Source organism: Azospirillum canadense (genome assembly GCF_025961225.1).
GTDB classification, from domain to species: domain Bacteria; phylum Pseudomonadota; class Alphaproteobacteria; order Azospirillales; family Azospirillaceae; genus Azospirillum; species Azospirillum canadense.
In genome coordinates this window covers 133,687-155,000 of the sequence record NZ_JAOQNG010000009.1, presented here as the reverse complement: position 1 = coordinate 155,000, position 21,314 = coordinate 133,687, and the positions used below count along the sequence as shown (strand labels likewise).

Sequence of the window (21,314 nt, the reverse complement as noted above, 5' to 3'; positions counted from 1 at the left end):
TGGACAGCACAGGACGCATTTCCAAATGCGGCGACCGGCTGCTGCGGACCGACCTGTTCGAAGCGGCCAATGCGCTGCTGATGCGCTGTACACGGTGGTGTGCGTTGCGCGCCTGGGGCCTACGTCTGGCCAAGCGCGTGGGCCTCAAGAAGGCGAAGGTCGCGCTGGCCAGGAAGTTGGCGGTGCTGATGCATCGGCTCTGTGTGGACGGCGGCGAGTTCCGTTGGTCGGACAAGGAGGCCGTCGCATGAGCACCTGATCGTTCCTCGGTTCCGCCCCAGCGGCGCAGAGGTGTCCCTGCCGGAACGAAGCCCTGGTCATTTCGCGACGTTGCTTGGCGCCGCCCTTCGGGTGAGCTCGCTTTGCACCTTGGAAGACCAGAGCTTTCAGACATCATGGTGAGGCGGGCCCGTCCCGACCTCGGAAGGAACCACAGAGCCGGCAGAGCACCTCATCAATGCCGTTGCCAATGATCCCTCTTTTGAGGGCTTGCCTCCCGTGCCCGCAATCAAAGAACCAGCGTCACGAGCGGCCGATCGCTGGCACGCTCGCCTGCGCGGTGTAGAGGTCGATGAAGGTGTCGTCAGCGCCACCGCGCTCCGGACGGTTGATGGCGCGCGGATCACCGGCGCGTTCGAAGGCCGCGTTGGCGTCGCCGACGATCACGTGCAGGCGGCGCACCGAGCCGTCGCCGAGCAGCTCCTCCCAGGACCGGGTGCCCGGCTGGTCAATCGCGATGCCGCGCCGCGGCGCCTCCGGGGCCGCCGCGCCGGTCGCCGTGGCGTAAGGGCCAAGGCCGCGGGCACGCGCCAGCTTGACGACGCCGCGCACGATGGTGTCGCCGATCACCAGCACGCTGACGGTGGCGCCGCTGACGATGTCGGCCTTCGGCTTTTGTAGCCGTGGATGAAGTCGGTGACCCGCTTCTCCGGGATGCCGATCAGCACAATCGGCTCGGAGTGCTTGATCAGCTTGGCCCCGATGACCGTGCCCGCGGTGTCCACGCCGACCGTCACATGGATCGGCTTGCCCGAGTAGCCGGTGGCGTTGACCACATCGGAGTTCATGAAGACGTAGCCAAGGGGGCGGTCTTGAGCGTTGAAGGCGGCGGCGGCCGGAGGAGAGCCCTCAACGTGACCAAGGCGAACGGCGCCCGGAAAGACGTCGGGCAGCGCCACTTGGCCGAGGAACTGGGCGAGGTTGCTGCGGTCCTGCGCCCAGGCCAGCGGTCCGCCGAACAATGCACACGCGCACGCCAACGCCGCCAGGACGAACAAGGTGGCGAGACGGGTTCGCATGAGCTTCATCACGATCGTCGGTTGGCCGTGGATGAGGAGTGGGGGCGGGTTGACCTCAGAACAAGGCGAGCCCGTTTCAGTTCGCGCAAGATTGAGGGTTATACCGTTTAGCCAAATGAACCCGGAGCGTGACTGTGAGATTTTGAAGGGCGGCCGGCTGTTCGACGACGGCAGGAGACGAGACTCATGAGCATGCCGATCAACCCCGAGTTCCCCATCGGACCGGTGCGCACGGTCGAGGAGCTGATGGATTTGGCCACCGGCATGGAGAACGATGCCGCCGCCCGCTATGAGGAGCTGGTGATCGCGATGCAACGGCGTGACGAACCGGCGCTCGCGGACCTGTTCCGCCGCCTGGCGGCCTTGGAACGCGAGCATGAGGAGGGTATCGCCCGATGGGCGGTGCGGGACGGGCTGCGTCCACCAGCGCCGGCGCACTACCCCTGGCGTTTGCCGGAAACCTTTGATAACGAGGCGGACGGCGCCGCCGCGCACACCCTGAGCCCGTACGAGGCGCTGGCCATCGCGGTGCGCAACGAGGAACGCGCGTTCACCTTCTACACCTACGTCTACGCCGTAGCCGGCAGCGCGGAGATCCAGCGGCGGGCTAAGGCGCTTGCGCAGGAGGAACTGAGCCACGTCGCCCTGCTGCGCGATTGGCGCCGCCGCGCCTACCACGCGGCCCGTCCCGCGGCATCGCGGGGCCTGCCTGGATCACCAGAGGAATTGCGCGTTCGCGCCCTCGGGCTGGAGCGGGTGGCGGCGGAGGTGGAGAGGCGGCGGCGAGCGTGCTCGAGACCGCGGGCCAGTTGGAGGGCGCGGGACTGCTGCGCCATGCGGCGGCAGAGACGCGGCGACGCCTCGGCGCGCTCGGCCCCGCGCCGGACGCGCCCCCGCCCGGCAGCGCGGCAGCGGAGGGCGCGCGCCCCGCCGGTCTGCTGCGGCCCGGTGGCCTGACCGTCGCCGGGGCGTTGCGGCTGGCCCTGCGCGACGCCGAGGAGGTGGTCAACACCTACCTCGACATCGCCGATCGCGCCACCGACCAACGCGTCCTGGAGGAGGCGCAAAAGCATGCCGAACAGGCCATGGGGCGCCTGGCGCTCGTCCGTTCGCTCCTCGCCGACCCGGACGAGAGTTGACCCGCGGTCCGTCTACGGGTTGCCGCCGGATTGCCCGGCGCCGGACTGCGGGCGACCGGTCTGGTCGGCGTCGGAAGCGCCCGCCGTCGGCGCGGTGCTGGAGCCCTGAGCGTTGTTGCCGGGGCGTCCATAGATGTTGCACGGACGAGGCCGGTGTCGTAGGCGGAGGCTCCGTTCCCGCCCCGGTCTGCGACCATGCGTCATAAAATCAATGCCGCGCGCCGTCACCACATCCCTCGGCCGAAGCGGCGCGTTCTCAACTGGACCGAGTATGATGCTACCCTGCGTCAGCGTGGCAGCCTGACCGTGTGGGGCACCGAGGAGGCGATCGATGGGTGGAAGGCAGCGGCGCGCACCACGCCGGGCGGGCAGCCGAGCTACTCGGACCTGGCGATCACGACGGCCTTGATGTTGCGCGCGGTGTTTCGTCTGGCGCTGCGCCAGACCGAGGGGCTGCTCACCTCCATCCTCCACCTGCTTGGCGTGGATCTGCCGGTGCCGGATCATTCCACCATTGCCCGCCGGGCCCGGACGGTGACGCTGCCCTCAGCGCCGCGCTCGCCCCCTTGCTCGATCAGATCGCCGGGCCGGTGGCCTCGGTGACCGGGGACGGCGCGTATGACCGGAGTGGCGTCTATGCGTCCGTCCACGAGCGCCATCCCGAGGCTGCGGTGGTGGCGCCGCCGCGCCGCGATGCCGTGCTCAGCGCCACCGCCGAGACGGCGCCCATCCAACGGGACCGCCGCAACCTGACCATCGCTGAGAAGGGCCGGATGGCCTGGCAGCGCGCCAGCGGCGACAACAAGAGGGCAGGTGTGGAGAGCCAAGTGGCGCGCTGGAAGGGCATCCTCGGCGAGGCGCTGCGCTTCCATTCCGATCAGGCGCAGGCCACCGAGGTCGCCATTGGTGTCATGGTCCTCAACCGCATGCTCGACCTCGGACGCCCGAACTCCGTCCGCGTCGCCTGATCACCAACGGGGCTGGGGCGTCTCTTTCCCCGCTCGCCTCGCTGCAACACGCCGCCGTGATGCGAAGTCATAAAGGGCTTGCGCCTATCCCGCTGTGAAACAACGCGCGGCCGGGATCCCACTGTTTCCATTATTGTCAACGCGTTCCCGTGCCGATCGCCGCTAGTCCTTCATCAAGGCTGAACTGATGGATAAAGGCTGCGCAATTTGATCCGCGCATTTTCGGTTGTGAACTGCCAATTGATCTTGGGACCGACGGCGTTGCGGTCACGTTCGCAGTGCTCGATGCTGGTGCGTAAGGTTTCCGGCTTTGCGATGCGGCGTGAAAGACATTGCCGCGAGAGAACGCTGAACTCGATCACGGCCATGTTGAGCCAAGACCCGTGTTTGGGTGTGTGGTGGACCTCCACTCGCTCCGCCAAGCGCTTGGCCTCGGCGGGTGGGAAGGCTTCATAGAAACTGGCGAGCGAGTGGGTGTTGAGCTGATCCATGACGAGCACCACGGTGTCGGCGTCGCGGTAGCGGCCGTCGAGGAGAGCGCGCATGAACTGGGCCCAGTCCCGCCGCGTGCGGCTGTCCGTCACGCCGACGTGGCGCCAACCGGTCAGCGGTTCGCAAGCCAGGAACAGGCTGGCGACGCCGTTGCGGACGTAGACATGATCGACCCGTTCCTCCGCACCCGGCCGCGCCGGCAGCGGCTCGCGCGTCTCTCCAATCAGTTGCTTGAAGGTCTCGTCCATGCGGACCACCGGCCGGCGCGGATCGTAGGGCCGGCTGTAGACGGCGAGGACGTCCTCCATGGCGCACACGAACTCCGCCGACTGCTTGGGCGGGATGCACCACATCGTCCTCAAATGCGGCCGCAAGCGGTTTTCTTCAGCGTCTTGCGCACGGTCTCGATCGACACCGCATCGATATGACCGAGTGCGACCAAGCGGTCGGCCAGCAGCTTCAGGGTCCACCGACCGCGTCCGTCGGGCGGTTGGGAGCACGCCAGCGTGATCAGGTGCGCTTCCTGAAGGCCGTCCAATTTGGTCTGATGGACGCGGTCCGGGCCCTTGTAATGGCTGAGCGCCGCCTCAAAGCCGTCTTCGACGAAGCGCCGGCGCAAGCGCTCGATCGTGGCAGTACCGACGCCCACCGCTTCGGCACCGTGTTCGTCGGTCCAGCCGGGCCCCTCAGCGCCCTCATCAACGCGGAGAAGAACCTGCGCGTGCTTGAGCTTGCGCACATCGGCTTTGCCGCGGGACAGAAGCTCGTCCAGATGCTGACGCTCTTCGGCGCTCAAGGTGACACGATACTTCTTCATCCGCGCCCTCCAGTGGCAGGGTTTCCCCTTCAACCGGCGGGCAACCCATCAGTTCAGCCTTGATCGAGGACTAGAGTCCCACGCCGATTCACAGGGGGGCGTCCGGAGCGGGATGCTCAAGCGGTGCCGATGGGCGATTTTCCATCGCGACCAAGCCCCCGGCTCGTTGCCAGCGAGCGTGCGGCGGTCCATGTCATTTCCATCCGTTGCAGCGCGGGAGGACGGTGCCATGCGAAGCATCCTCGTGCCACTTGAGGAAAGCGACATGCTGGCCTCGGTGCTGCAGACGGCGGCGGTGGCGGCCCAGGAATGGAGCAGCTACCTGGAAGGGCTGTATGTCCGACGCGAGTTTGCGGGAACCATACCGCTGGACAGCGGCGTTCCAGTGCTCATCGAGGACCTTCGCCGTGATGAGTGGGACCGGGTGCAAAGAGCCCACGCGCTGTTCAACACGGTCATGGGCGAGCGGAACATTCCCGTCGACGGCCGCTCCGGTGCCTCAGGGCCGATGGCTCACTTCCGCGCCGAGACGCCGCCCGGTGAGGCCTTCGTGGCCCGCCACGCCCGCCTGTTCGACCTCACCGTCCTGGGGCAACCCGCACGCGGCATGGCAGCACCCCGCATAACGACCATCGAGGCCGTGCTGTTTGAGAGTGGTCGGCCGTTGCTGCTGGCGCCGCCGCTGCCGCCGAAGCGGCTGGGCGAGAGCGTTGTGATTGCCTGGAACGGCAGCACCGAGACGGCACGCACACTAGCCGTCGCCCGTCCCATTCTGGAGCGTGCCCGGCGGGTCGTCGTGCTGTCGGTGGAGGGCGGCATGGTCGATGGCCCGGACGGCGACGATGTGGTCCGTTCTTTGGACCGGACGGGGATCGTCGCGCAGGCGCGTCACGTGCCGCAGCACCATGGAACTGGGGAGACCATTCTGGAGGAAACCCGCGCGCTGGGTGGGGACTTCATCATCAAGGGCGCTTACACGCGGAGCCGGTTGCGCCAGATGATCTTCGGCGGCGCTACCCGCGTGATTTTGGAGATGGCCCAAGTTCCCGTGTTCATGGCCCATTAGCAACCGACCAGCCGCCGGCGGGCAAGTGGCGAGCAAGTCACGTCTCCACGGTTGCGTCCTGACGATATGGCGATCTACTTTGTCGGTGTATGGGCTTTCTCCGGGGAACGACCTTGCCGGATGCGATGCGTACGTTGATCGGGCGGTGGCGTGAAGACCCGAACGCCACCTATCAGTCGTGGTTCCAGTGGGAGGAGCGTGTCAAAACCTTCCGTTCAATCCGCAGGGGCATTCAGCAGGTTGTCGCGGACATCGAGGCGGGCACCTTTGGTAACGCCTACCGCGGCTCATCTCTGGAAACGGTCGTCCATTCCATCGCCGAGCAACGCCAGATCTTCAAGGGCGCCGACCACGCCTTCCTACGGAAACCAAAAACTTCGCATTCCCGACCTCTACGAGAACGCCGACAACCAGCGCGCCTTCGGCCGTCTGCTCGACGCCTGCGTGTGCTGCAACGCCGAGGCCCAGGTTCTTGCCGCTGTTCAGTTGCTTGACTCCAAGCAGATCAAAGGCCTCGGCCCGGCCGTCGCCAACTTGCTCTACTTCCTGCACCCGACCATCGTGCCGCCGTTCAATACAGCCATCGTGAACGGCTACAACGCTCTCACCGGCGCCAAGGTGAAGCTTGGGAGGTGGGACGAGTTCCTGGCCATGCGCCGGGGCATCCTGGCGCTCAACGCCGAGTACCGTACGATGCTGTCGAACGACTTGGGCGCCATCGGCGGCCTGCTGTTCGACGTCGGCTCCGGCCGGTACACCGCCCCGCCGCGGGAAGACGATGCCGCCGCCCGGGCGGCCTGGGAAGGCGACCTGGCCAAGGTGCGCGAGGAGAGCACCAAGGCCGCTAACACTACTTTGGCAGTTCCCGCGTGAGGGCGCGAGGTGAGGTCTGTTGTACAGCTCAGGGGGTGACCGGCGCTGGAGGCGATCATGCTGGAGGTGCGGAGCTGGGAAGCCGCGTTGGACGCTTGGCTGGAGCCGTTTCTGGACGCTCTGGGCCACAAGGCCCGACGGCGCTGGGCCCCGGTGTACATCCGCGGTCTGTACGGCCGCACCGAACGCAAGAGCGTCCAGCCGATCGCCGCGGCGTTGACGCCCGGCGACTACGACCAGCTGCACAACTTCATCGCCAGCCGCTCCTGGGACACGGCTCCGCTCGAACCGCTCCTGGCGCGAACGGCGGATCAGCTGGTCGGCGGCCCGGATGCGATCCTGGCCATTGACGACACCGCCGTGCTGAAGAAGGGCGAGCATTCCGTCGGTGTCGCCGCGCAGTATGCCGGCGTCGTGGGCAAGACCGCCAACTGCCAGGTCCTGGTCACCCTGACCCTGGCCCGCCGCGAGGTGCCGGTCCCGATGGTCATGCGCCTGTTCCTGCCTGAGGAGTGGACGAGCAAGCCCGATCGGTGCCGGCGCGCGCAGGTGCCGGAAGCCCAGCAGAAGCCGCGGACCAAGCCGGAGCTGGCGATCGAGGAAGTGGATCGGGTCCTGGCCCTGGGGGTGCGGTTTGGCTGTGTCGTTGCCGATGCCGGCTACGGCCATGGCGCCCCGTTCCGTCACGCTCTCAGCCAGCGCGGCTTGGCCTGGGCGGTGGGGGTGACGAGCACGCAAGCGGTGTACGCCACCACGGTGTCCCTGACCTGGCCGGTCGCCACGACCGGTCGGCCACGCAAGCGGGCCGTCGCCAGCGAGAAGCCGGTCACCGCGCAGGCCATGCTGAAGACCGCCGTGTGGCGTCGCCTCACGTGGCGCACCGGCACGAAGGGGCCCCTCACGGCCCATTTCGCCGCCGTGCGCGTCCGCGTCGCTGATGGGCCGCGTCAGCGCGGGGGCACCCCGCTGCCGGGTGACGAAGTCTGGTTGGTCGGCGAACGCCGCGGCTCCGGCGAGACCAAATATTACCTGAGCAACTTGCCCCCAGACACGCCGCTCCGCACCCTGGCGTCCTGGATCAAGGCGCGCTGGGTCTGCGAACAGGGACACCAGCAGATGAAGGAAGAGCTGGGGCTGGATCATTTCGAGGGCCGCAGCTGGTCCGGCCTGCACCATCATGCGCTTCTGGTGATGATCGCCTTGGCATTCCTCCAGCACCTCCGGCTCGCTGCCGCCCCGGAGTGGGGGAAAAAGGCCAAAGCGCAACAGCGGACCGCCGCCGCAACCGACGCTGCCCGCCGTGCGCCGAGCCATTCTCGCGCACATCCTTCAGACGGCACCGATCCGATGTCCGTGTTGTCGGTGCTGGCTCGCTCCATACAGGCGGGAGTAGAACTGCCAAAGTAGTGCTAATGCACTGACTCATTCAGAAGGTGCAGGGAGCCGGGCGATCTTGGCGAGAATGGTGTCGGCGGGCTTGGTCCAGACGAAGGGCTTGGATGCCTTGTTGTGCTCGCGGATGTAGCGGGCGATGGCCTCCTGGAGATCGGCCACGGACTTGAAGACGCCGCGCCGAATGCGTCTGCGGGTGATGATCGAGAAGAAGCCCTCGACCGCATTGATCCAGGAGGCCGAGGTGGGCGTGAAGTGGAAGACCCAGCGGGGGTGATCGGCCAGCCATTCCAGGACCTTGGGATGCTTGTGGGTGGCGTAGTTATCGACGATGGCATGGATCACCTTGCCCGCCGGGACGGCGCACTCCACAGCGTTCAGGAACTTGATGAACTCCTTGTGGGTGTGCTTGGGCAAGCAGCGCCCGACCACCGTACCGTCCAGCGTGTTCAGCGCGGCGAACAGCGTGGTGGTGCCGTTGCGCTTGTAGTCGTGGGTCATCGTCCCGCACTTGCCGGGCTTCAGCGGCAGGCCGGGCTGGGTGCGGTCGAGCGCCTGGATCTGGCTCGTCTCATCAATGGACAGCACCACCGCGTGGCACGGCGGGTCCATGTAGAGGCCGACGATGTCCTCGATCGTGGCGGCGAACGCCGGGTCGTTGGAGCGCTTGAAGGTGCGGATGCGATGGGGCTGAAGGCGATTGGCCTCCCAGATGCGCTGCACGGCGCGCAGGCTGATGCCGACCGCCGTGGCCACTGCCCGGCCGGTCCAATGGGTCACCGCGCCGGGTGGTTCCGAGCAGGTCAGCGCCTTGGCCACCGTAGCCCTGGGCAATGGCGCCCGGTCAGGTTTACGCGTCTTGTCGCGCAGCAGCCCGTCCACGCCCTGTTCGGCGTAGCGCACCTGCCAGCGCCAGACCGCCGGGCGGCTGACACCGGCGCGGCGCGCCACCTTCTGCACCGGTAGCCGCTCGGCCGAGAGCATGATGATGTTCGCCCGCTGCACATGCTTGAGCGGGTGGTTCCGGTCGCCGAGGACCGCGGCCAAGCGCGCGGTCCTCCGCTCCAACGATGATGCTGACGGTCTGGGCCATGCCGACAGATTCGCACGTCGGCCGCCCGTTGTGAATCCTATGTCTGCGTCAGTGCACTAAGGCCGCGGCTGCCGAGCGCGAGGGCGACCGCACGCATACCGAAATCCAGGGCTGGCTCCAGGACCTTGGCAGGGCCTTGGGCTACGACGTGTGGATCGCGTCGAACGACCGCGGGCGGGCATACAACGGCGGCAAGCTCGGCGAAGGCTGCCTCGAGCGGTTGGCGGAGGCCATTGAACAGGCGCTTGGCGCCGATGCCGTCCGGCTTATCGACGTGCTGTGGCTCGACCGCAACAAGGCGCACGTCGCCGCCGCCTTCGAGGTCGAGCACTCCACCTCGATCTACTCGGGCATCGTCCGCATGCTCGACTTGGCGCTCGGCACTGTGGCTCATGCCCTCGAGGGGATGTTCCTGGTGGCGCCGAACGGTCGCGAGGAGGAGGTCCGTGCCCAGCTGGCCCGACCGGCGTTTTCCCGCGTGGCCGACCTCCAGGTGCGCTATCTGCCGTACGGCGAACTGGAGTGCCACCGGGAGTCCATCGCCCGTTTCGGGACCGGCATGAAGGCCATTCAGGCCATCTCACGAGTGCTGGTGTAACCGGAGCGGAGACGCGGGGGCGACCATCACCGGTAGGACCGGCATGGTGTCGCGCGTTCAAGGCCGATCGGTTGCGAGGGCTGCGCTGCAACGGTCCGTCTCCGGCCAGGAGCGCGGCCATGGCCGCTGCTGAGCGGACGCTGTGGGCTTCCGTGAAATGTGGTCCAGCTCACAGACCGCGCGCCCGCCTGGAGGCACCCTGGGCGACGCTGCCCCGGAGTGGCCGTGTTTGGCAGCCCGTGCGCCGCTGTGGGAACGGCGCGCGTGGGACCCTAGGACCGAGGCAGCCGTGCGTCGGCGACCATGGGGCTTCCAGCGGGGAACCCACACCACTGGTCCGCCGCGGAGGCTTGCATGGCATCGACGTTCACAGTCAACAACTGGACCGTCACCACCTTGGGTGCGGAAAAAGCCGCGCCGGTTGTCAACGTCACGGGGACCTCCGGCACGGTCGCGCTCGCCCCGAGCTTCACGGATTCCGCCCCGGTCGCCTACCTCTTCCAGGACAACCTGCCCAATGACATCGCCAACGACCTGCGCTTCGACCTCGACCTGAAGCTGCACAACGCATCGGACTTCGCGATGTCCGCCTTCACGGTCGACACCTTGACGATCGGGCCGACCAACTACGTCGGCAACACGGCGCATCCGACCTTGGCCCACTTCCATGGCGCCACGACCCCCACGGCGAGCACCGTCGGCTACGCCGGTTACAATACCGGCACCAGCACCTACCTGGGCGACAAGCAGCTGAACGGGGCCAACCACGTCTACCTGACCGACCCGCAGTGGAACGGCCAGCAGGTCAGCTTCGGGGCCTCCAAGGTGCACCATTGGGACGGCCAGTTCGCGCTGATCACCACGCCGGTGATCCAAGGCGACTTCGGCGGCCAGCTCGCCGGGACCACAGGCGGCAAGCACTTCACCTGGGAGGGGTTCTGGTCTGCCAAACAGGTTGGCGAGTCCCACACCGGCGAGGCGTCGAACGATCTGCTCTACGGACAGGACGGCAACAACCTGCTGTCCGGCGGCTATGGCCGCGACGGGCTGGTCGGTGGTGCCGGCAACGACACGCTCAACGGCGATCAGGACTACGACTTTCTGTGGGGCCAGACCGGCAACGACAGCCTGTCCGGTGGTGATGGCAACGATTGGCTCGACGGCGGGGCTGGAGCTGACACGCTGAATGGGGGCAGCGGCAACGACTGGATGGCTGGCGGCGCCGGCGATGACCTCTACATCATCGACGCTCCTGGGGACGCCGTGCAGGAGTTCATCGGTGGCGGCTACGACAAGGTCCAGTGCAGCGTCCAGGATTACACGATGACGAACTGGATCGAGGAGGTGACCCTCGGCCATTCCGCCGGCCTCACCGTGAACGGCAACGAGACGGACAACGTCATCAACGGCAACGGCTTCAACAACCAGTTCTATGGCTTGTCGGGCAACGACAAGCTGATCGGCGCGGACGGCGACGACCTCCTCGACGGTGGCTTCGGCAACGATACGCTGAAGGGCGATGCCGGGACCGACACGCTGGACGGCGGCGGCGAGGCGGACGTGCTCTACGGCGGGGCTGGCAAGGACACGCTGTACGGCGGTGAGGGCAACGATTTGCTGTACGGCGACCAGGACGACGACTGGCTCTCCGGCGATCTCGGCCAGGACACGCTCACCGGCGGCGCGGGCGCGGACACCTTCGCCTTTCAGCCGGGAGGCGGGCATGACCTCATCACCGACTTCAAGGGCGCCCAGAACGATCGCATCGGCATCGCGGCGGGGATGAGTCACACGGTGGGCTCGAACGCCGCCGGCTACGCCGTGATCGCCTTCGGCAACGGGCATGATGTGACCCTGCAAGGCGTCCTGAAGCAGGACTTCAATGCGTCCTGGATCGTCACCGTCTGATGGACGCGGCGTGCGGCCGAACTCGGGGACGGCGCTGCCGGGCTGCGGTGTCTTCGGCAGGCGGGGGGGGGCGGGCAAACCGGCGTGTTGCAGCGAGGCGAGCGGGGAAAGAGACGCCCCAGCCCCGTTGGTGATCAGGCGACGCCGATGGGGCAACCTCTTGCCCGTCTCACCTCCTTGCAACACGCCGGCGCAGGCTCACGTCGCCGCGCAGGACATCAACGATCCGCCTGCCGGACAGGTTGGCGAGCTTCGCCTTCCCCAGAGACTTGCCGATGACGGGCGAGGCGGGCGGGACGATCATCTCCGTCAGGAACTGCCGCTTCGGGTGGCCGGACAGCAGGTCCGAGACCGTCTCCCGCACCGGCAGCATCCGGTCGGCGAACAGCATCAGGTAGGCCGCGCCGAGCGCGGTCATCAGCAGGCCGAGCGGCGCGATTTCCAACAGCCCGAAGGTCGGCTGGCCGAGCCGCTGTGCCACGCCATCGACCAGCAGGTTGGTCGAGGTGCCCATCAGCGTGCAGGTACCGCCGAAGACCGCCGCGTAGGACAGCGGAATCAGCATTTTGGACGGCGCCGTCTTCAGGTGCTGGCGGAGCCGGATCACCACCGGCGTCAGGATCACCACGACAGGAGTGTTGTTGATCACCGCGGACACCGCCGCCGCCAGCAGGACGAGCCCGAGGACCGCCACCCGGCGCGACCGGCCGACCAGGGCCAGGGAGGCGTTGCCCAGCGACTCAATGCAGCCGGTGCGGTCCAGCGCCGCCGACAGGACGAACATGGCGCCCACGGTGAGGACGCCGGCGTTGCTGAACACCTCCAGCGTATCGTTCGTGGTCAGGATACCGGTGGCGAGCAGGATGGTGGTCGTCGAGAGCGCGACCAGATCGGCCGGGGCCCATTCCCGGATGAACGCGACGAACACGCCCGCCAGAAGGATCAGGACGAAAATCTGATCGGGAGTCGATCGGTATCCTCTCAGCATTCGATCTGATGTGAGAACGGCCACGCTTGCGCAAGCGCACCCTGTCCGACGATGCTCCCAATTAAGCCATTGCGACCGCGGCCTTGTCCGGATGCGACACGTCCTTGGCAGCATCAACCCCTAACCTGAGCGGCAATCTTGATATTGCTAAGGTCGCGAGGACGGGGGACCGATGCGTTGAATCGACCACTTCGGGCTTGACCCGCAGATGCTCCCCGGCGACTTGGCTGGGTGAGGTGTCTTCGACGACACGCTGCGGATACATCAGCGGAGGGCGCCGGCGCGCCTCGTTGGTTCACGGCGCGGCGAGCCTTCTATGGCATAGCCGACCGGGCAGAACATGTTGTCAATCTTTCGAAAGACGCTCAATCGTCAGATCGAGGAAGGCGCGCAGCCGCGCCAAACGGCGAAGATCCTGATGATAGCCGATCCAAACATCGCGTCCTGGTGGCGGCTCGCCAAGATCAATGACCTGCAGTCCATCCAACGCATCCCCAATAGGGCGTGGGAGAACAACCAATCCGACGCCTAAGGCAGACATATAAGCCTGGGCATCGCGGTTGTTGCTTCGAAACGCGATGCGGGCATTTGGGAGCATTCGCTGGAGCCACGCGACATCCGGCATGCCGCCGAAGGTGGTGTTCATGGTGACCAGCGCGCAGCCCGTGCCATCACCAACGTTCGGCGTTGGGCTCCCGGCAACACCGTAAAGAGCGTATTCGATACGGGTCAGCTTGCGCTGCACCACTTCCGGCTCGTCGAATGGACGAATACGAAACACGAGATCCGCCTCGCGCCTGGAAAGGCTCAGCAGCCGCGAATCGGTCAGCAACTCCACGGTTACTCCCGGGTGACGTCGGGTGAACTCATAAATGAGCGGTGTCAGCATGTGGAGGCCAAACCAGTCGGAGGACGACACCCGCAAGCTGCCCTCCAACCGCCCGCCCTGACCGGCCAACTCGCGGTCCAACGCCAAGCTCTCCTCCTCCATGCGCTCGGCATGGCGCAGCACCGCAGCCCCTTCATCGGTCAGCACGAAGCCGTCGCTCGTTCTCTGGAACAGCGTGTGGCCGACCGCCGCCTCCAGCGCGCGCAAACGCCGTCCCATCGTCGGCTGGGTCTGTCCGATGCGCCGCGCCGCCGCGCCGAGCGTGCCCTCGCGGGCAATCGCCAGGAAGATTCGAAGGTCGCTCCACTCCATGCCGTATCATACGGAAATGCATGGTTTCCGAACAAGAACGTTGATTTCCAAACAACTGCGTTGGGCCGATCCTCCGAACCAGTCAAGGCAACGAACACCGTTCAGAAGGATCACGAACATGTCCCACGAACCGAGCAACACCATGCGCGCTCTGGTGCTGGACGCGTACGACGCCCCGTTTCGGCTGACCGATGTCGCGCGGCCAGCGGCCGGGCCCGGTCAGGTGCTGGTGCGCATCGCCGCCAGCGGCGTCAACCCGCTGGACACCAAGATCCGTGCCGGCGCAGCGGCGCACGCCAAGCACCCGCTGCCGGCCATACTCGGCATCGACCTGGCGGGCGAGGTCGTTGCCGTCGGTTCCGGAGTCACCACCTTCAAGGCGGGCGATCAGGTCTACGGGATGACCGGCGGCGTCGGTGGCCGGCAGGGCTCGCTGGCGGAATATGCCGCGGTCGAGGCCGACTTGCTTGCGCACAAGCCGGCCAATCTGACAATGCGTGAGGCCGCTGCGCTGCCGCTGATCACCATCACGGCCTGGGAGGGATTGGTTGATCGCGCCGGCATCCGATCCGGCCAAACGGTTCTGGTCCAGGGAGGCGCCGGCGGTGTGGGCCATGTGGCCGTACAAATTGCCCGTGCATTTGGAGCGGCCGTCTGGGCGACGGACTCCGCGGACAAGAAGGCAACCGTCGAGCAGCTGGGCGCCACCGCCATCGATTACCGCGCCGAGACGGTCGAAGCGTACGTTGCCCGTCACACGCAAGGCCGCGGCTTCGACTTGGTTTATGACACCGCTGGGGGGCCGGTGCTCGACGCCTCTTTCCAAGCGGTCCGGCGCTTCGGGCATGTGGTCAGCTGCCTGGGCTGGGGGACGCACGCGCTGTCGCCGCTGTCATTCCGTGCAGCGACCTATTCAGGCGTCTTCACCTTGCTTCCTATGCTGACGGGGGAAGGAATGCTGCATCACGGTGACATTTTGCGCCAAGCTGCCTCCCTGGTCGAAGCTGGCAAGCTGCTGCCTCGGCTCGATCCGCGCCGCTTCTCCCTGGAGCAGACTGACGAGGCGCATGTCGCGATCAAGGATGGAAGCGCCAGTGGCAAGATTGTCGTCGACATTGCCGCGTGACTTTGGCCAAGGTGCAGGCTGTCAATCGGCTTGAGCTTGGGCGTCATCTTCCGCAAGGTGACCAACGGCTTCCGCTTGCTCTGGGGTGCTGACGTTCATGCCCGCACTTGGGGCGCGGCACGGTTCGATGAGACATCCGGCTGCGGTAGATTGAACCGCAACCGGAGGTCTTTGAAATGGACAAGGAACAGGGGCGTAAGCCCGAGGGGGCGCCGGAGAGCGCCCATCACGCTGGCGCAGGCGCCCCCTCGGGCGCGGACGCCAGCACGCCCCAACGCTTCTCCGCAGCGCGCAAGGTCGCGGCGGTCACGCGTCTGCTGCGCGGCGAGCCGCTGGAGGTCGTGGCCCGCGAGTTGAACGTCACGGTGGCGCGCCTGTGCGAGTGGCGGGAGCGCGCCTTGGCGGCCGCCGCGTCGGCCATGACGGAACGGGAGCGCGACGAACGCGATGAGGAGATTGCACGCCTCAAGGCCAAGGTTGGCGCGATCACCATGGCCAACGAGCTGCTAGAGGAGAAGATCGCCGCGCTGGAGGGCCAACGCCCTTTGGCCCAGCGGAGGTCGAGACGATAAGCCGGACCACCTCGCCCTCCACTGGTCGTCCCTACGGTCTGGCCCGGGTTGCCCGGATCTGGCGGGTGTCACCCGCCACCGGGCAGACCGCCCGGCGTCGATACGCCGGCGCCCAGGCCCGCTTGGCTCGTGCTCGGATGGCGAGTTGGTCGAGCACATCCGCCAGCCGATCCTCGCCTCGCGCTTTCACGGCGAGGGACTTTGGCGCACAAATCTGCGCGCAGATAGAGGCAGCCGGCCGGCGGCGGTGCTCAGGCGCTCTTGCGCGAGAGGGGCATGCCCAAGCTGGTTATAATGTTCATGAGCTTGCAGCCAACGGCAGCCTCGACCTTCTGGGCCGGCAGACTCCGGGCGCGCAGGGTGCGCCCGAGGAGTTGTGTGTAGCGCATCATCGCCACCTCGCCCAGGGACCGGCGACCATACTGCACGTCCCGCTGCCAGCCGAGCCGACCACGCTCGGTGATCAACTGGATATGGCGGTCGCGTTGGCTGGGGGAGTTCGTGGCCGTGGCGCTCGGCACCGCGCTCGCGCGCGCGGCGGGATGATCACCGCCGCCTCCGGGCTGTGGGCGGCGACGGACCGGTAGATTTGGCGTCCTGCAATCATCCGCGGTCCGACCCGATTTCATCGGTCATTTCCAGCCCACATTCAGTGAGGATATCGTTTCCGGCAAACCCGAATTAATTGAGATTAAGCCCGCGCTCGGTGAGACGAACCCAAAATCATCGGTCTCAGCCCAGTTTGCTTGAGACAACCATTACAGCCTCACAGCTCAGTTGCCGCGAGTGCAGGAACCGTCGATGACCGTTGCCACGCTCTTAGCAACTTGGTCGATCTCCTCGGCCGTTGTCCTTCGCCCCAAGCTGAAGCGGACCGCGCCCTTACCGATCTCTGGGGCGATACCCATGGCCTCCAGCACCGGCGACAGCTTGACGCTCCCGACGTGGCAGGCCGATCCGGTGGAGGCGGCGACGCCATCCAGCCGGGCCAGGAGGTCGGCGCCGACCCAGCCGACGAACGAAACGTTGAGCGTGTTCGGTAGCCGGTGCTCGGGATGGCCGTTCAGGACGACACGGTCGCCGGCCCGCTCGCGCAACGTCACCCAGAAGCCATCCCGCAGCGCGCGCACGGTGTCCATCGGCGATAGGTCGCGGGCGAGCGCGCAGGCTTCGCCGAGGCCAGCCGCCAGCAGGGCGCTCTCGGTGCCCGCTCGGCGCCCCCGCTCATGCCCGGCGCCGTGAACCAGCGGTTCCAGGTCCAAGCCATGGCGGATGTACAGAGCGCCCACGCCTTTCGGCGCGTAGAGCTTGTGACCGGCCACCGTCAGCAGATCGACGCCGAGGTCGTCCACGCGGGTCGGGATCTTGCCGACGGACTGGGCGGCGTCGGTGTGTAGTAGGACGCCGCGCGCCCGGGTGATCCGGCTGATCTCCTCGATGGGCTGGACCGTTCCGACCTCGTTGTTCGCGTGCATGACGCTGACCAGGACGGTCCGCGGCGTGATCGCCCGCTCGACCGCCGCGGCATCGACGCGGCCGGTATGGTCCACCGGCAGGACCGTCACACAGGCGCCGAGCGTCTCCAGAAAGCGCAGAGGTACCAGGACGGCCGGATGCTCGACGGCGGTCGCAATGATGTGATCGCCACGGTTGCGTCGGGAGAAGAACACACCCTTCAAGGCCATGTTGTTCGCCTCGCTGCCGCCGCTCGTGAACACCACCTCATCATCGGCGCAGCCGAGCAGATCGGCGACCTGCCCGCGGGCGCGTTCCAGCGCCGCCTTCGCCGTGGAACCGGCCCAATGAGGGCTGGAGGGATTGCCAAAGGCGTTCTCAAGAAGCGGGCGCATGGCGGCCGCCACGCGCGGGTCCACCGGCGTGCTGGCGTTAAAATCGAGGTAGATCTCGTTCGTGGGCATGATCATTCCTGGAATCTGAATACGAACACCTTGTCGGCGGCGACGGTGGCGGCGGCCAATTCGTTCATGGTGCTCCGCCGACCGCCGTCCATGGCCTCTGTCTCAGCCTCCTCTACGAGGTGGAAGCGTGGTCGCGTACCGTCGGGAAGCCCTGCCGGTTCCACTCTTCCATCCCGCCGCGCAGCACTGTGACGTGGCCGTAGCCGGTTTGGAGGAGCCACGCGGCCGCCGTGGTTGAACGCCGGTCGGTCTTATACACCATGCTCAGGCACCGCTCCTTGTTGGGAACGATGTCGGTAATGCGTTCCTGGAGAGCGTCCAGCGAGAGATTGATGGTTCCGGGGATGTGGCCGAGCGGACCGACAAACTCGGCGGGTGATCGGACGTCGATCACCATGGCACTGCCGGAGTCCGATGCCCGGAGGTCTCCAGCCTCAATCCAAACCGGTTCCACAGATGGTCCGTCAATCCCTCGCAGGCGCCGAATGGGCCGCGGCAGCAGGGCGGTGGCCGCCAGCAGCGCCAAAGCAAGCAGGCCACTGCGCACAGAGCAAACAGCAATCCCGGTAGGAAGAGTACCGTTCCCGCGGTGTAGAGCAGGACGAAAACCAGCGGCGCCCAGCCGCCGGTTGCCCGCAGTTGGTCTTCCAGGGCGGCCGGGTCCAGGTGGCCGAGGCTGAGCGGCGCCCAGGCAATGCCGCCGATGAGTCCGGCGGCGCACAGTCCTCGAACAGCCATGTCGCGCATGAGCGGCGGACGCATCATCGGTGTGCCTCCCGTGCGTCTGTCGGTTGAACGCCTTTGTCGCCACGGAAGGGCTGGAGGAGCATGCGGTCGATCCAAAGGTCGCGGGCCGTCCGGAACCGCTCAATGCCGATGGTCATGCCTTCGTGCCCGGCCGCAGGCTGGCTGCGGTAGGTCCCGAACAGCCGGTCCCACCAGGGCAGATTGAAGCCGTAGTTGCTGTTCGTCTCGGCGACCACGACCGAGTGGTGCACGCGGTGCATGTCCGGCGTCACCAGGATCCAGCGCAGCGCGCGGTCCGCCAACGGCGGGAGCCGCAGGTTCGCGTGGTTGAACATGGACGTGGCGTTGAGCAGCACCTCGAAGACGAGCACCGCCATCGCAGGCGACCCGAGCGCCGTTACGACGGCCAGCTTGATCCCCATGGAGAGCACGATCTCAAGGGGGTGGAAGCGCAGGCTGGTGGTGACGTCAATGTCGAGGTCGGCGTGGTGCATGCGGTGCAGGCGCCACAGCACGGGCACGGCGTGGAAGGCGACGTGCTGGAGGTAGATGGCGAGGTCGAGCAGCAGGACCGAGATGGGCACGGCAACCCAAGCGGGCGCGGTGAGGGCGTTCATCAGGCCCCAGCCCCGCTGCCCGGCCAGGAGCGCCATGCCGACCGCGGCCGTGGGAAACAGGATGCGCACCGCCACAGTGTCCACCACGACGATGCCCAGGTTGTTGGGCCAGCGTAGGCGGCGGCCGTGGGACCGCCTCCGGCGGGGCGCGACGGCTTCCCAGAGCGCCATAAACGCGAACACGCCGAGGAAGATGCCGAGACGGATGGCTGGCTCGCTGACCAGGAGGGATTCACCCATGGCCGTGACCTCCCAATGGTTTCGATGCGCCGGGGCCGGGACTTCCCTTAGGCTTCAGGGCTGGCGTCCAGATCGACGAGGACGGGCTCCCGCCCGCACAATTCGATGGAGGACAGCAGTTCCGCCAAGCGAGGGCCGACACTCTCGTTGTGGACGATCATGGAGCCTGCCTTGACGTAGACGTCAAAACATTCAATTATTCTCTTGAATGATTCCGAGACTCGCGCGGAGTGTCAATGTCAAATCCGAAGCGGCAGATTTTCGAGCAGTTGGCGGAGCTGGCGCGCACGCTCGGGCATGCGCACCGGCTGGAGTTGCTGGAGCACTTGGCTCAGGGCGAGCGTTCGGTGGAGACATTGGCGGCGCTGACCGGGCTGTCGGTGGCCAATGCCTCCCAGCACTTGCAGCATCTGCGCCGCCATGGCTTCGCACAGACGCGCCGCGACGGTAAACGGGTGATGTACCGGCTTGGCGACGGGCCGATCCTGGATGTCCTGGCGGCGTTCCGGCGATTGGCCGAGCACAACGTCGCCGAGGTGCGCGAGATCGTCGCGGCCTGCTTCACCCGGCTCGACAGCCTGGAGGCGATCTCCCGCGAGGAGTTGTCCCAGCGGCTTCAGGAAGGCAGTGTCACCGTGCTCGACGTCCGTCCGCAGGGTGAGTTCGCGTTGGGCCATCTGCCCGGGGCGGTGAACATCCCGCTGGCCGACCTCCAGCAGCGCCTTGCCGACCTGCCGGCGGACCAAGAGGTGGTTGCCTACTGCCGCGGGCCGTACTGCGTGCTGTCCTTTGAGGCGGTCGCCGCACTCCGGCGCCTGGGCTACCGGGTCCGTCGCCTTGAGGATGGCTATCCGGAGTGGAAGGCCGCCGGCTTGCCCGTCGAAGCCATCTCTTGAGCCACTTTCCTGATCAGGGTGTCCGATGACCCAACATGACGGCGACCGCACGCCGCCCATCCTGCGCGGCAAATTCCACGACAGCGCCTCCGAGTTCACGCCCGAGAGCCTGCTGCGCGAGGCGCGGCGGCAGAAAGATCTGGACGAGGCGTCGGTCCCCGAGGTCTGTGTCCTTGATCCGGAAGGCGGCATCGTGCGCCATCTGCGGGCGACCGGTCGGGTCTGCCAGGATCCGCCCTGAGCCTGCTACCACAGCGAGCTGTGCAGGTTCGAGCAGGATGGCCGCGAGTATGGCATCGTCGGCCGCGCGGTCGGCGCCTCCTACGCGGTGTTGGTCGCCGAACAGATGTTTGCATCCGGTTGCCGTCTGTTGATCAGCATCACCTCGTCGGGGCAGATCACTGCGCTTCGGCCACCCCCGTATTTTATCCTGATCGACAAGGCATTGCGCGACGAGGGCATCCTGGCGGTGGAAATGGAGGCGGCCGCGCTTTACGCCTTCGCCCAAGCACGACGCAAGCCGGTCCCGTGCTTCGCCCACGTGAACAATCAGATGGGCCGGGAAGGCGACTTCGAGAAAGGCGAGGCAAACGGAGCGACGGCGGCCTTGGGCCTTGTTCATGCGGTCGCCAACGCTTGGGCTGCGTCCACAGTGGTGGAATAGCGGAGAAGCAGAGGAAACGCCCCCGCTTCGGTTCTCCTTTCACGCCGGGGACGCTTGCTCCCGGTCACGTGTCGAAGGCATCCTGTCGTGCCATCTGGACGGTCTGGTTCTCTGGCGACCTCGGCAGAGGTCCACACGCCGTATGTCCGCACAGCTGTGCAGAGCAACCAAAGCTGTCCGATTGGGGCCAATATGCGCAAAGGGCAAGTTGAGCCGCCCACTCAAGCGGGAGAAACTCCCTTCCTGCCCCCGTGTTAGCAGAGCATGAGCAGCAGGAAACCTCGCGTTCAATACGCCGCCTTGCCTTACCGCTTGGTGGAAGGCCGCCCCGAGGTGCTGCTGATCACGTCGCGCGAGACACGACGCTGGATCGTTCCCAAGGGGTGGGCAGAAAAGGGAACCGAGCCGCACGACATGGCGGCCCAGGAAGCGTTTGAGGAGGCAGGGGTTCGCGGCAAGATCAAGAAGCGCCCTTATGGTTCCTACCGCTATGAAAAGCGCCTGACGGCCAGCCAATCCGTCGAGTGCGAAGTCACCGTCTTCCTGTTGGAGGTCCAGCAGGAACTGGAGGATTGGCCGGAGCGGGCCGAGCGCGAGCGACGGTGGCTCAGGCCAAGCCAAGCCGCCTTGGCGATCAGTGAAGGCGGCCTGGTTCCGATGCTGCTGCGCTTGGGGCTGCCGGCGACGTGACCCCCTGTGG

The 21,314-nt window shown here is 66.6% G+C and carries 22 protein-coding genes and 4 pseudogenes (1 of these 26 running past the window's edge); 15 read left to right on the top strand and 11 right to left on the bottom strand.

Going from position 1 to position 21,314, the window contains the following annotated elements; genetic code table 11:
- Window positions 1–251 (top strand): annotated as a pseudogene (locus M2351_RS35175) (IS110 family transposase) (it extends 780 nt beyond the left edge of the window).
- 271 nt (window positions 252–522) lie between these two features.
- On the opposite strand, the gene M2351_RS35170 reads toward M2351_RS35175, so the two are convergent.
- Together M2351_RS35170 and M2351_RS35165 are read right to left on the bottom strand one after the other, a co-directional pair.
- On the bottom strand, window positions 523–855 hold the full coding sequence (locus M2351_RS35170) for a hypothetical protein (RefSeq protein WP_264660647.1): 333 nt from the start codon (window positions 853–855) through the stop codon (window positions 523–525).
- Window positions 846–1,298, bottom strand: coding sequence for a hypothetical protein (locus M2351_RS35165; protein ID WP_264660646.1), 453 nt, complete (start codon window positions 1,296–1,298; stop codon window positions 846–848). Before M2351_RS35165 ends, M2351_RS35170 begins: the two co-directional genes overlap by 10 nt.
- 186 nt (window positions 1,299–1,484) lie before the next feature.
- On the opposite strand from M2351_RS35165, the gene M2351_RS35160 reads away from it, so the two are divergent.
- The 3 genes and pseudogenes from M2351_RS35160 to M2351_RS35150 all read left to right on the top strand — a co-directional run bounded on the left by M2351_RS35160 (window position 1,485) and on the right by M2351_RS35150 (window position 3,405).
- The gene (locus M2351_RS35160) at window positions 1,485–2,255 is read left to right on the top strand and encodes a ferritin-like domain-containing protein (RefSeq protein ID WP_264660645.1); all 771 of its coding nucleotides are present in this window, start codon (window positions 1,485–1,487) and stop codon (window positions 2,253–2,255) included.
- A 14-nt stretch (window positions 2,256–2,269) separates the two neighbouring features.
- Entirely contained in the window at window positions 2,270–2,437 is a 168-nt protein-coding gene (locus tag M2351_RS35155) for a hypothetical protein (protein ID WP_264660644.1), read from the top strand.
- A gap of 195 nt (window positions 2,438–2,632) precedes the next feature.
- A pseudogene (locus M2351_RS35150) lies at window positions 2,633–3,405 on the top strand (transposase).
- 173 nt (window positions 3,406–3,578) lie between these two features.
- Here M2351_RS35150 and M2351_RS35145 read toward each other — a convergent pair.
- Window positions 3,579–4,714, bottom strand: a protein-coding gene (locus M2351_RS35145; protein ID WP_264660643.1) for an IS630 family transposase whose coding sequence is annotated in 2 segments (ribosomal slippage) — window positions 3,579–4,273 and window positions 4,273–4,714 — 1,137 coding nt in all. Because the reading frame shifts where the segments join, the coding sequence is not laid out codon by codon here.
- Window positions 4,715–4,943: 229 nt separating this feature from the next.
- On the opposite strand from M2351_RS35145, the gene M2351_RS35140 reads away from it, so the two are divergent.
- The 3 genes from M2351_RS35140 to M2351_RS35130 all read left to right on the top strand — a co-directional run bounded on the left by M2351_RS35140 (window position 4,944) and on the right by M2351_RS35130 (window position 8,060).
- Window positions 4,944–5,780 (top strand): universal stress protein, encoded by an 837-nt coding sequence (locus M2351_RS35140; protein WP_264660642.1) that lies wholly within the window; start codon window positions 4,944–4,946, stop codon window positions 5,778–5,780.
- Between the two features lie 267 nt (window positions 5,781–6,047).
- Window positions 6,048–6,653: a hypothetical protein gene (locus M2351_RS35135; RefSeq protein ID WP_264660641.1), complete on the top strand. Its 606-nt coding sequence runs from the start codon at window positions 6,048–6,050 to the stop codon at window positions 6,651–6,653.
- Between the two features lie 57 nt (window positions 6,654–6,710).
- Window positions 6,711–8,060 carry an IS701 family transposase gene (locus M2351_RS35130; RefSeq protein ID WP_264660562.1) on the top strand — a complete coding sequence of 450 codons (1,350 nt, stop codon included), beginning with the start codon at window positions 6,711–6,713 and terminating at the stop codon, window positions 8,058–8,060.
- Window positions 8,061–8,075: 15 nt separating this feature from the next.
- Here the strand turns inward: M2351_RS35130 and M2351_RS35125 are convergent.
- Window positions 8,076–9,138 (bottom strand): annotated as a pseudogene (locus tag M2351_RS35125) (IS630 family transposase).
- 136 nt (window positions 9,139–9,274) lie between these two features.
- Between M2351_RS35125 and M2351_RS35120 the strand changes: the two are divergent.
- Window positions 9,275–9,736 carry a hypothetical protein gene (locus M2351_RS35120; protein WP_264660640.1) on the top strand — a complete coding sequence of 154 codons (462 nt, stop codon included), beginning with the start codon at window positions 9,275–9,277 and terminating at the stop codon, window positions 9,734–9,736.
- Between the two features lie 354 nt (window positions 9,737–10,090).
- On the top strand, window positions 10,091–11,644 hold the full coding sequence (locus M2351_RS35115) for a calcium-binding protein (RefSeq protein WP_264660639.1): 1,554 nt from the start codon (window positions 10,091–10,093) through the stop codon (window positions 11,642–11,644).
- Window positions 11,645–11,813: 169 nt separating this feature from the next.
- On the opposite strand, the gene M2351_RS35110 is transcribed toward M2351_RS35115, so the two are convergent.
- Both M2351_RS35110 and M2351_RS35105 read right to left on the bottom strand, forming a co-directional pair.
- A complete protein-coding gene (locus M2351_RS35110; protein ID WP_264660638.1) occupies window positions 11,814–12,632 on the bottom strand; it encodes an SLC13 family permease in 819 nt (272 codons plus the stop codon).
- A 346-nt stretch (window positions 12,633–12,978) separates the two neighbouring features.
- Window positions 12,979–13,833, bottom strand: coding sequence for a LysR family transcriptional regulator (locus M2351_RS35105; protein ID WP_264660637.1), 855 nt, complete (start codon window positions 13,831–13,833; stop codon window positions 12,979–12,981).
- A 118-nt stretch (window positions 13,834–13,951) separates the two neighbouring features.
- Between M2351_RS35105 and M2351_RS35100 the strand changes: the two genes are divergently transcribed.
- Both M2351_RS35100 and M2351_RS35095 read left to right on the top strand, forming a co-directional pair.
- Window positions 13,952–14,959 (top strand): zinc-dependent alcohol dehydrogenase family protein, encoded by a 1,008-nt coding sequence (locus M2351_RS35100; protein WP_264660636.1) that lies wholly within the window; start codon window positions 13,952–13,954, stop codon window positions 14,957–14,959.
- A 176-nt stretch (window positions 14,960–15,135) separates the two neighbouring features.
- The gene (locus M2351_RS35095; protein ID WP_264660635.1) at window positions 15,136–15,531 is read left to right on the top strand and encodes a transposase; all 396 of its coding nucleotides are present in this window, start codon (window positions 15,136–15,138) and stop codon (window positions 15,529–15,531) included.
- A gap of 251 nt (window positions 15,532–15,782) precedes the next feature.
- On the opposite strand, the pseudogene M2351_RS35090 reads toward M2351_RS35095, so the two are convergent.
- From M2351_RS35090 to M2351_RS35070, 5 genes and pseudogenes are all read right to left on the bottom strand, one after another.
- Window positions 15,783–16,129 (bottom strand): annotated as a pseudogene (locus M2351_RS35090) (IS5/IS1182 family transposase); the annotation flags it as partial.
- A 175-nt stretch (window positions 16,130–16,304) separates the two neighbouring features.
- Window positions 16,305–17,450, bottom strand: coding sequence for a cysteine desulfurase family protein (locus tag M2351_RS35085; protein WP_264660634.1), 1,146 nt, complete (start codon window positions 17,448–17,450; stop codon window positions 16,305–16,307).
- 112 nt (window positions 17,451–17,562) lie between these two features.
- Window positions 17,563–17,847 carry a rhodanese-like domain-containing protein gene (locus M2351_RS35080; protein WP_264660633.1) on the bottom strand — a complete coding sequence of 95 codons (285 nt, stop codon included), beginning with the start codon at window positions 17,845–17,847 and terminating at the stop codon, window positions 17,563–17,565.
- Window positions 17,841–18,215, bottom strand: coding sequence for a TVP38/TMEM64 family protein (locus tag M2351_RS35075; protein WP_264660632.1), 375 nt, complete (start codon window positions 18,213–18,215; stop codon window positions 17,841–17,843). Before M2351_RS35075 ends, M2351_RS35080 begins: the two co-directional genes overlap by 7 nt.
- Window positions 18,212–19,054, bottom strand: coding sequence for a sterol desaturase family protein (locus M2351_RS35070; RefSeq protein ID WP_264660631.1), 843 nt, complete (start codon window positions 19,052–19,054; stop codon window positions 18,212–18,214). Before M2351_RS35070 ends, M2351_RS35075 begins: the two co-directional genes overlap by 4 nt.
- A gap of 236 nt (window positions 19,055–19,290) precedes the next feature.
- On the opposite strand from M2351_RS35070, the gene M2351_RS35065 reads away from it, so the two are divergent.
- The 4 genes from M2351_RS35065 (at window position 19,291) to M2351_RS35050 (ending at window position 21,304) form a co-directional block, all read left to right on the top strand.
- Window positions 19,291–19,950 (top strand): ArsR/SmtB family transcription factor, encoded by a 660-nt coding sequence (locus M2351_RS35065; protein WP_264660630.1) that lies wholly within the window; start codon window positions 19,291–19,293, stop codon window positions 19,948–19,950.
- Window positions 19,951–19,975: 25 nt separating this feature from the next.
- A complete protein-coding gene (locus M2351_RS35060; RefSeq protein WP_264660629.1) occupies window positions 19,976–20,191 on the top strand; it encodes a hypothetical protein in 216 nt (71 codons plus the stop codon).
- Window positions 20,192–20,320: 129 nt separating this feature from the next.
- Window positions 20,321–20,614: a phosphorylase family protein gene (locus M2351_RS35055; RefSeq protein ID WP_264660628.1), complete on the top strand. Its 294-nt coding sequence runs from the start codon at window positions 20,321–20,323 to the stop codon at window positions 20,612–20,614.
- Between the two features lie 333 nt (window positions 20,615–20,947).
- Window positions 20,948–21,304 (top strand): NUDIX hydrolase, encoded by a 357-nt coding sequence (locus tag M2351_RS35050; protein WP_264660627.1) that lies wholly within the window; start codon window positions 20,948–20,950, stop codon window positions 21,302–21,304.
- Window positions 21,305–21,314 lie beyond the last annotated feature (10 nt).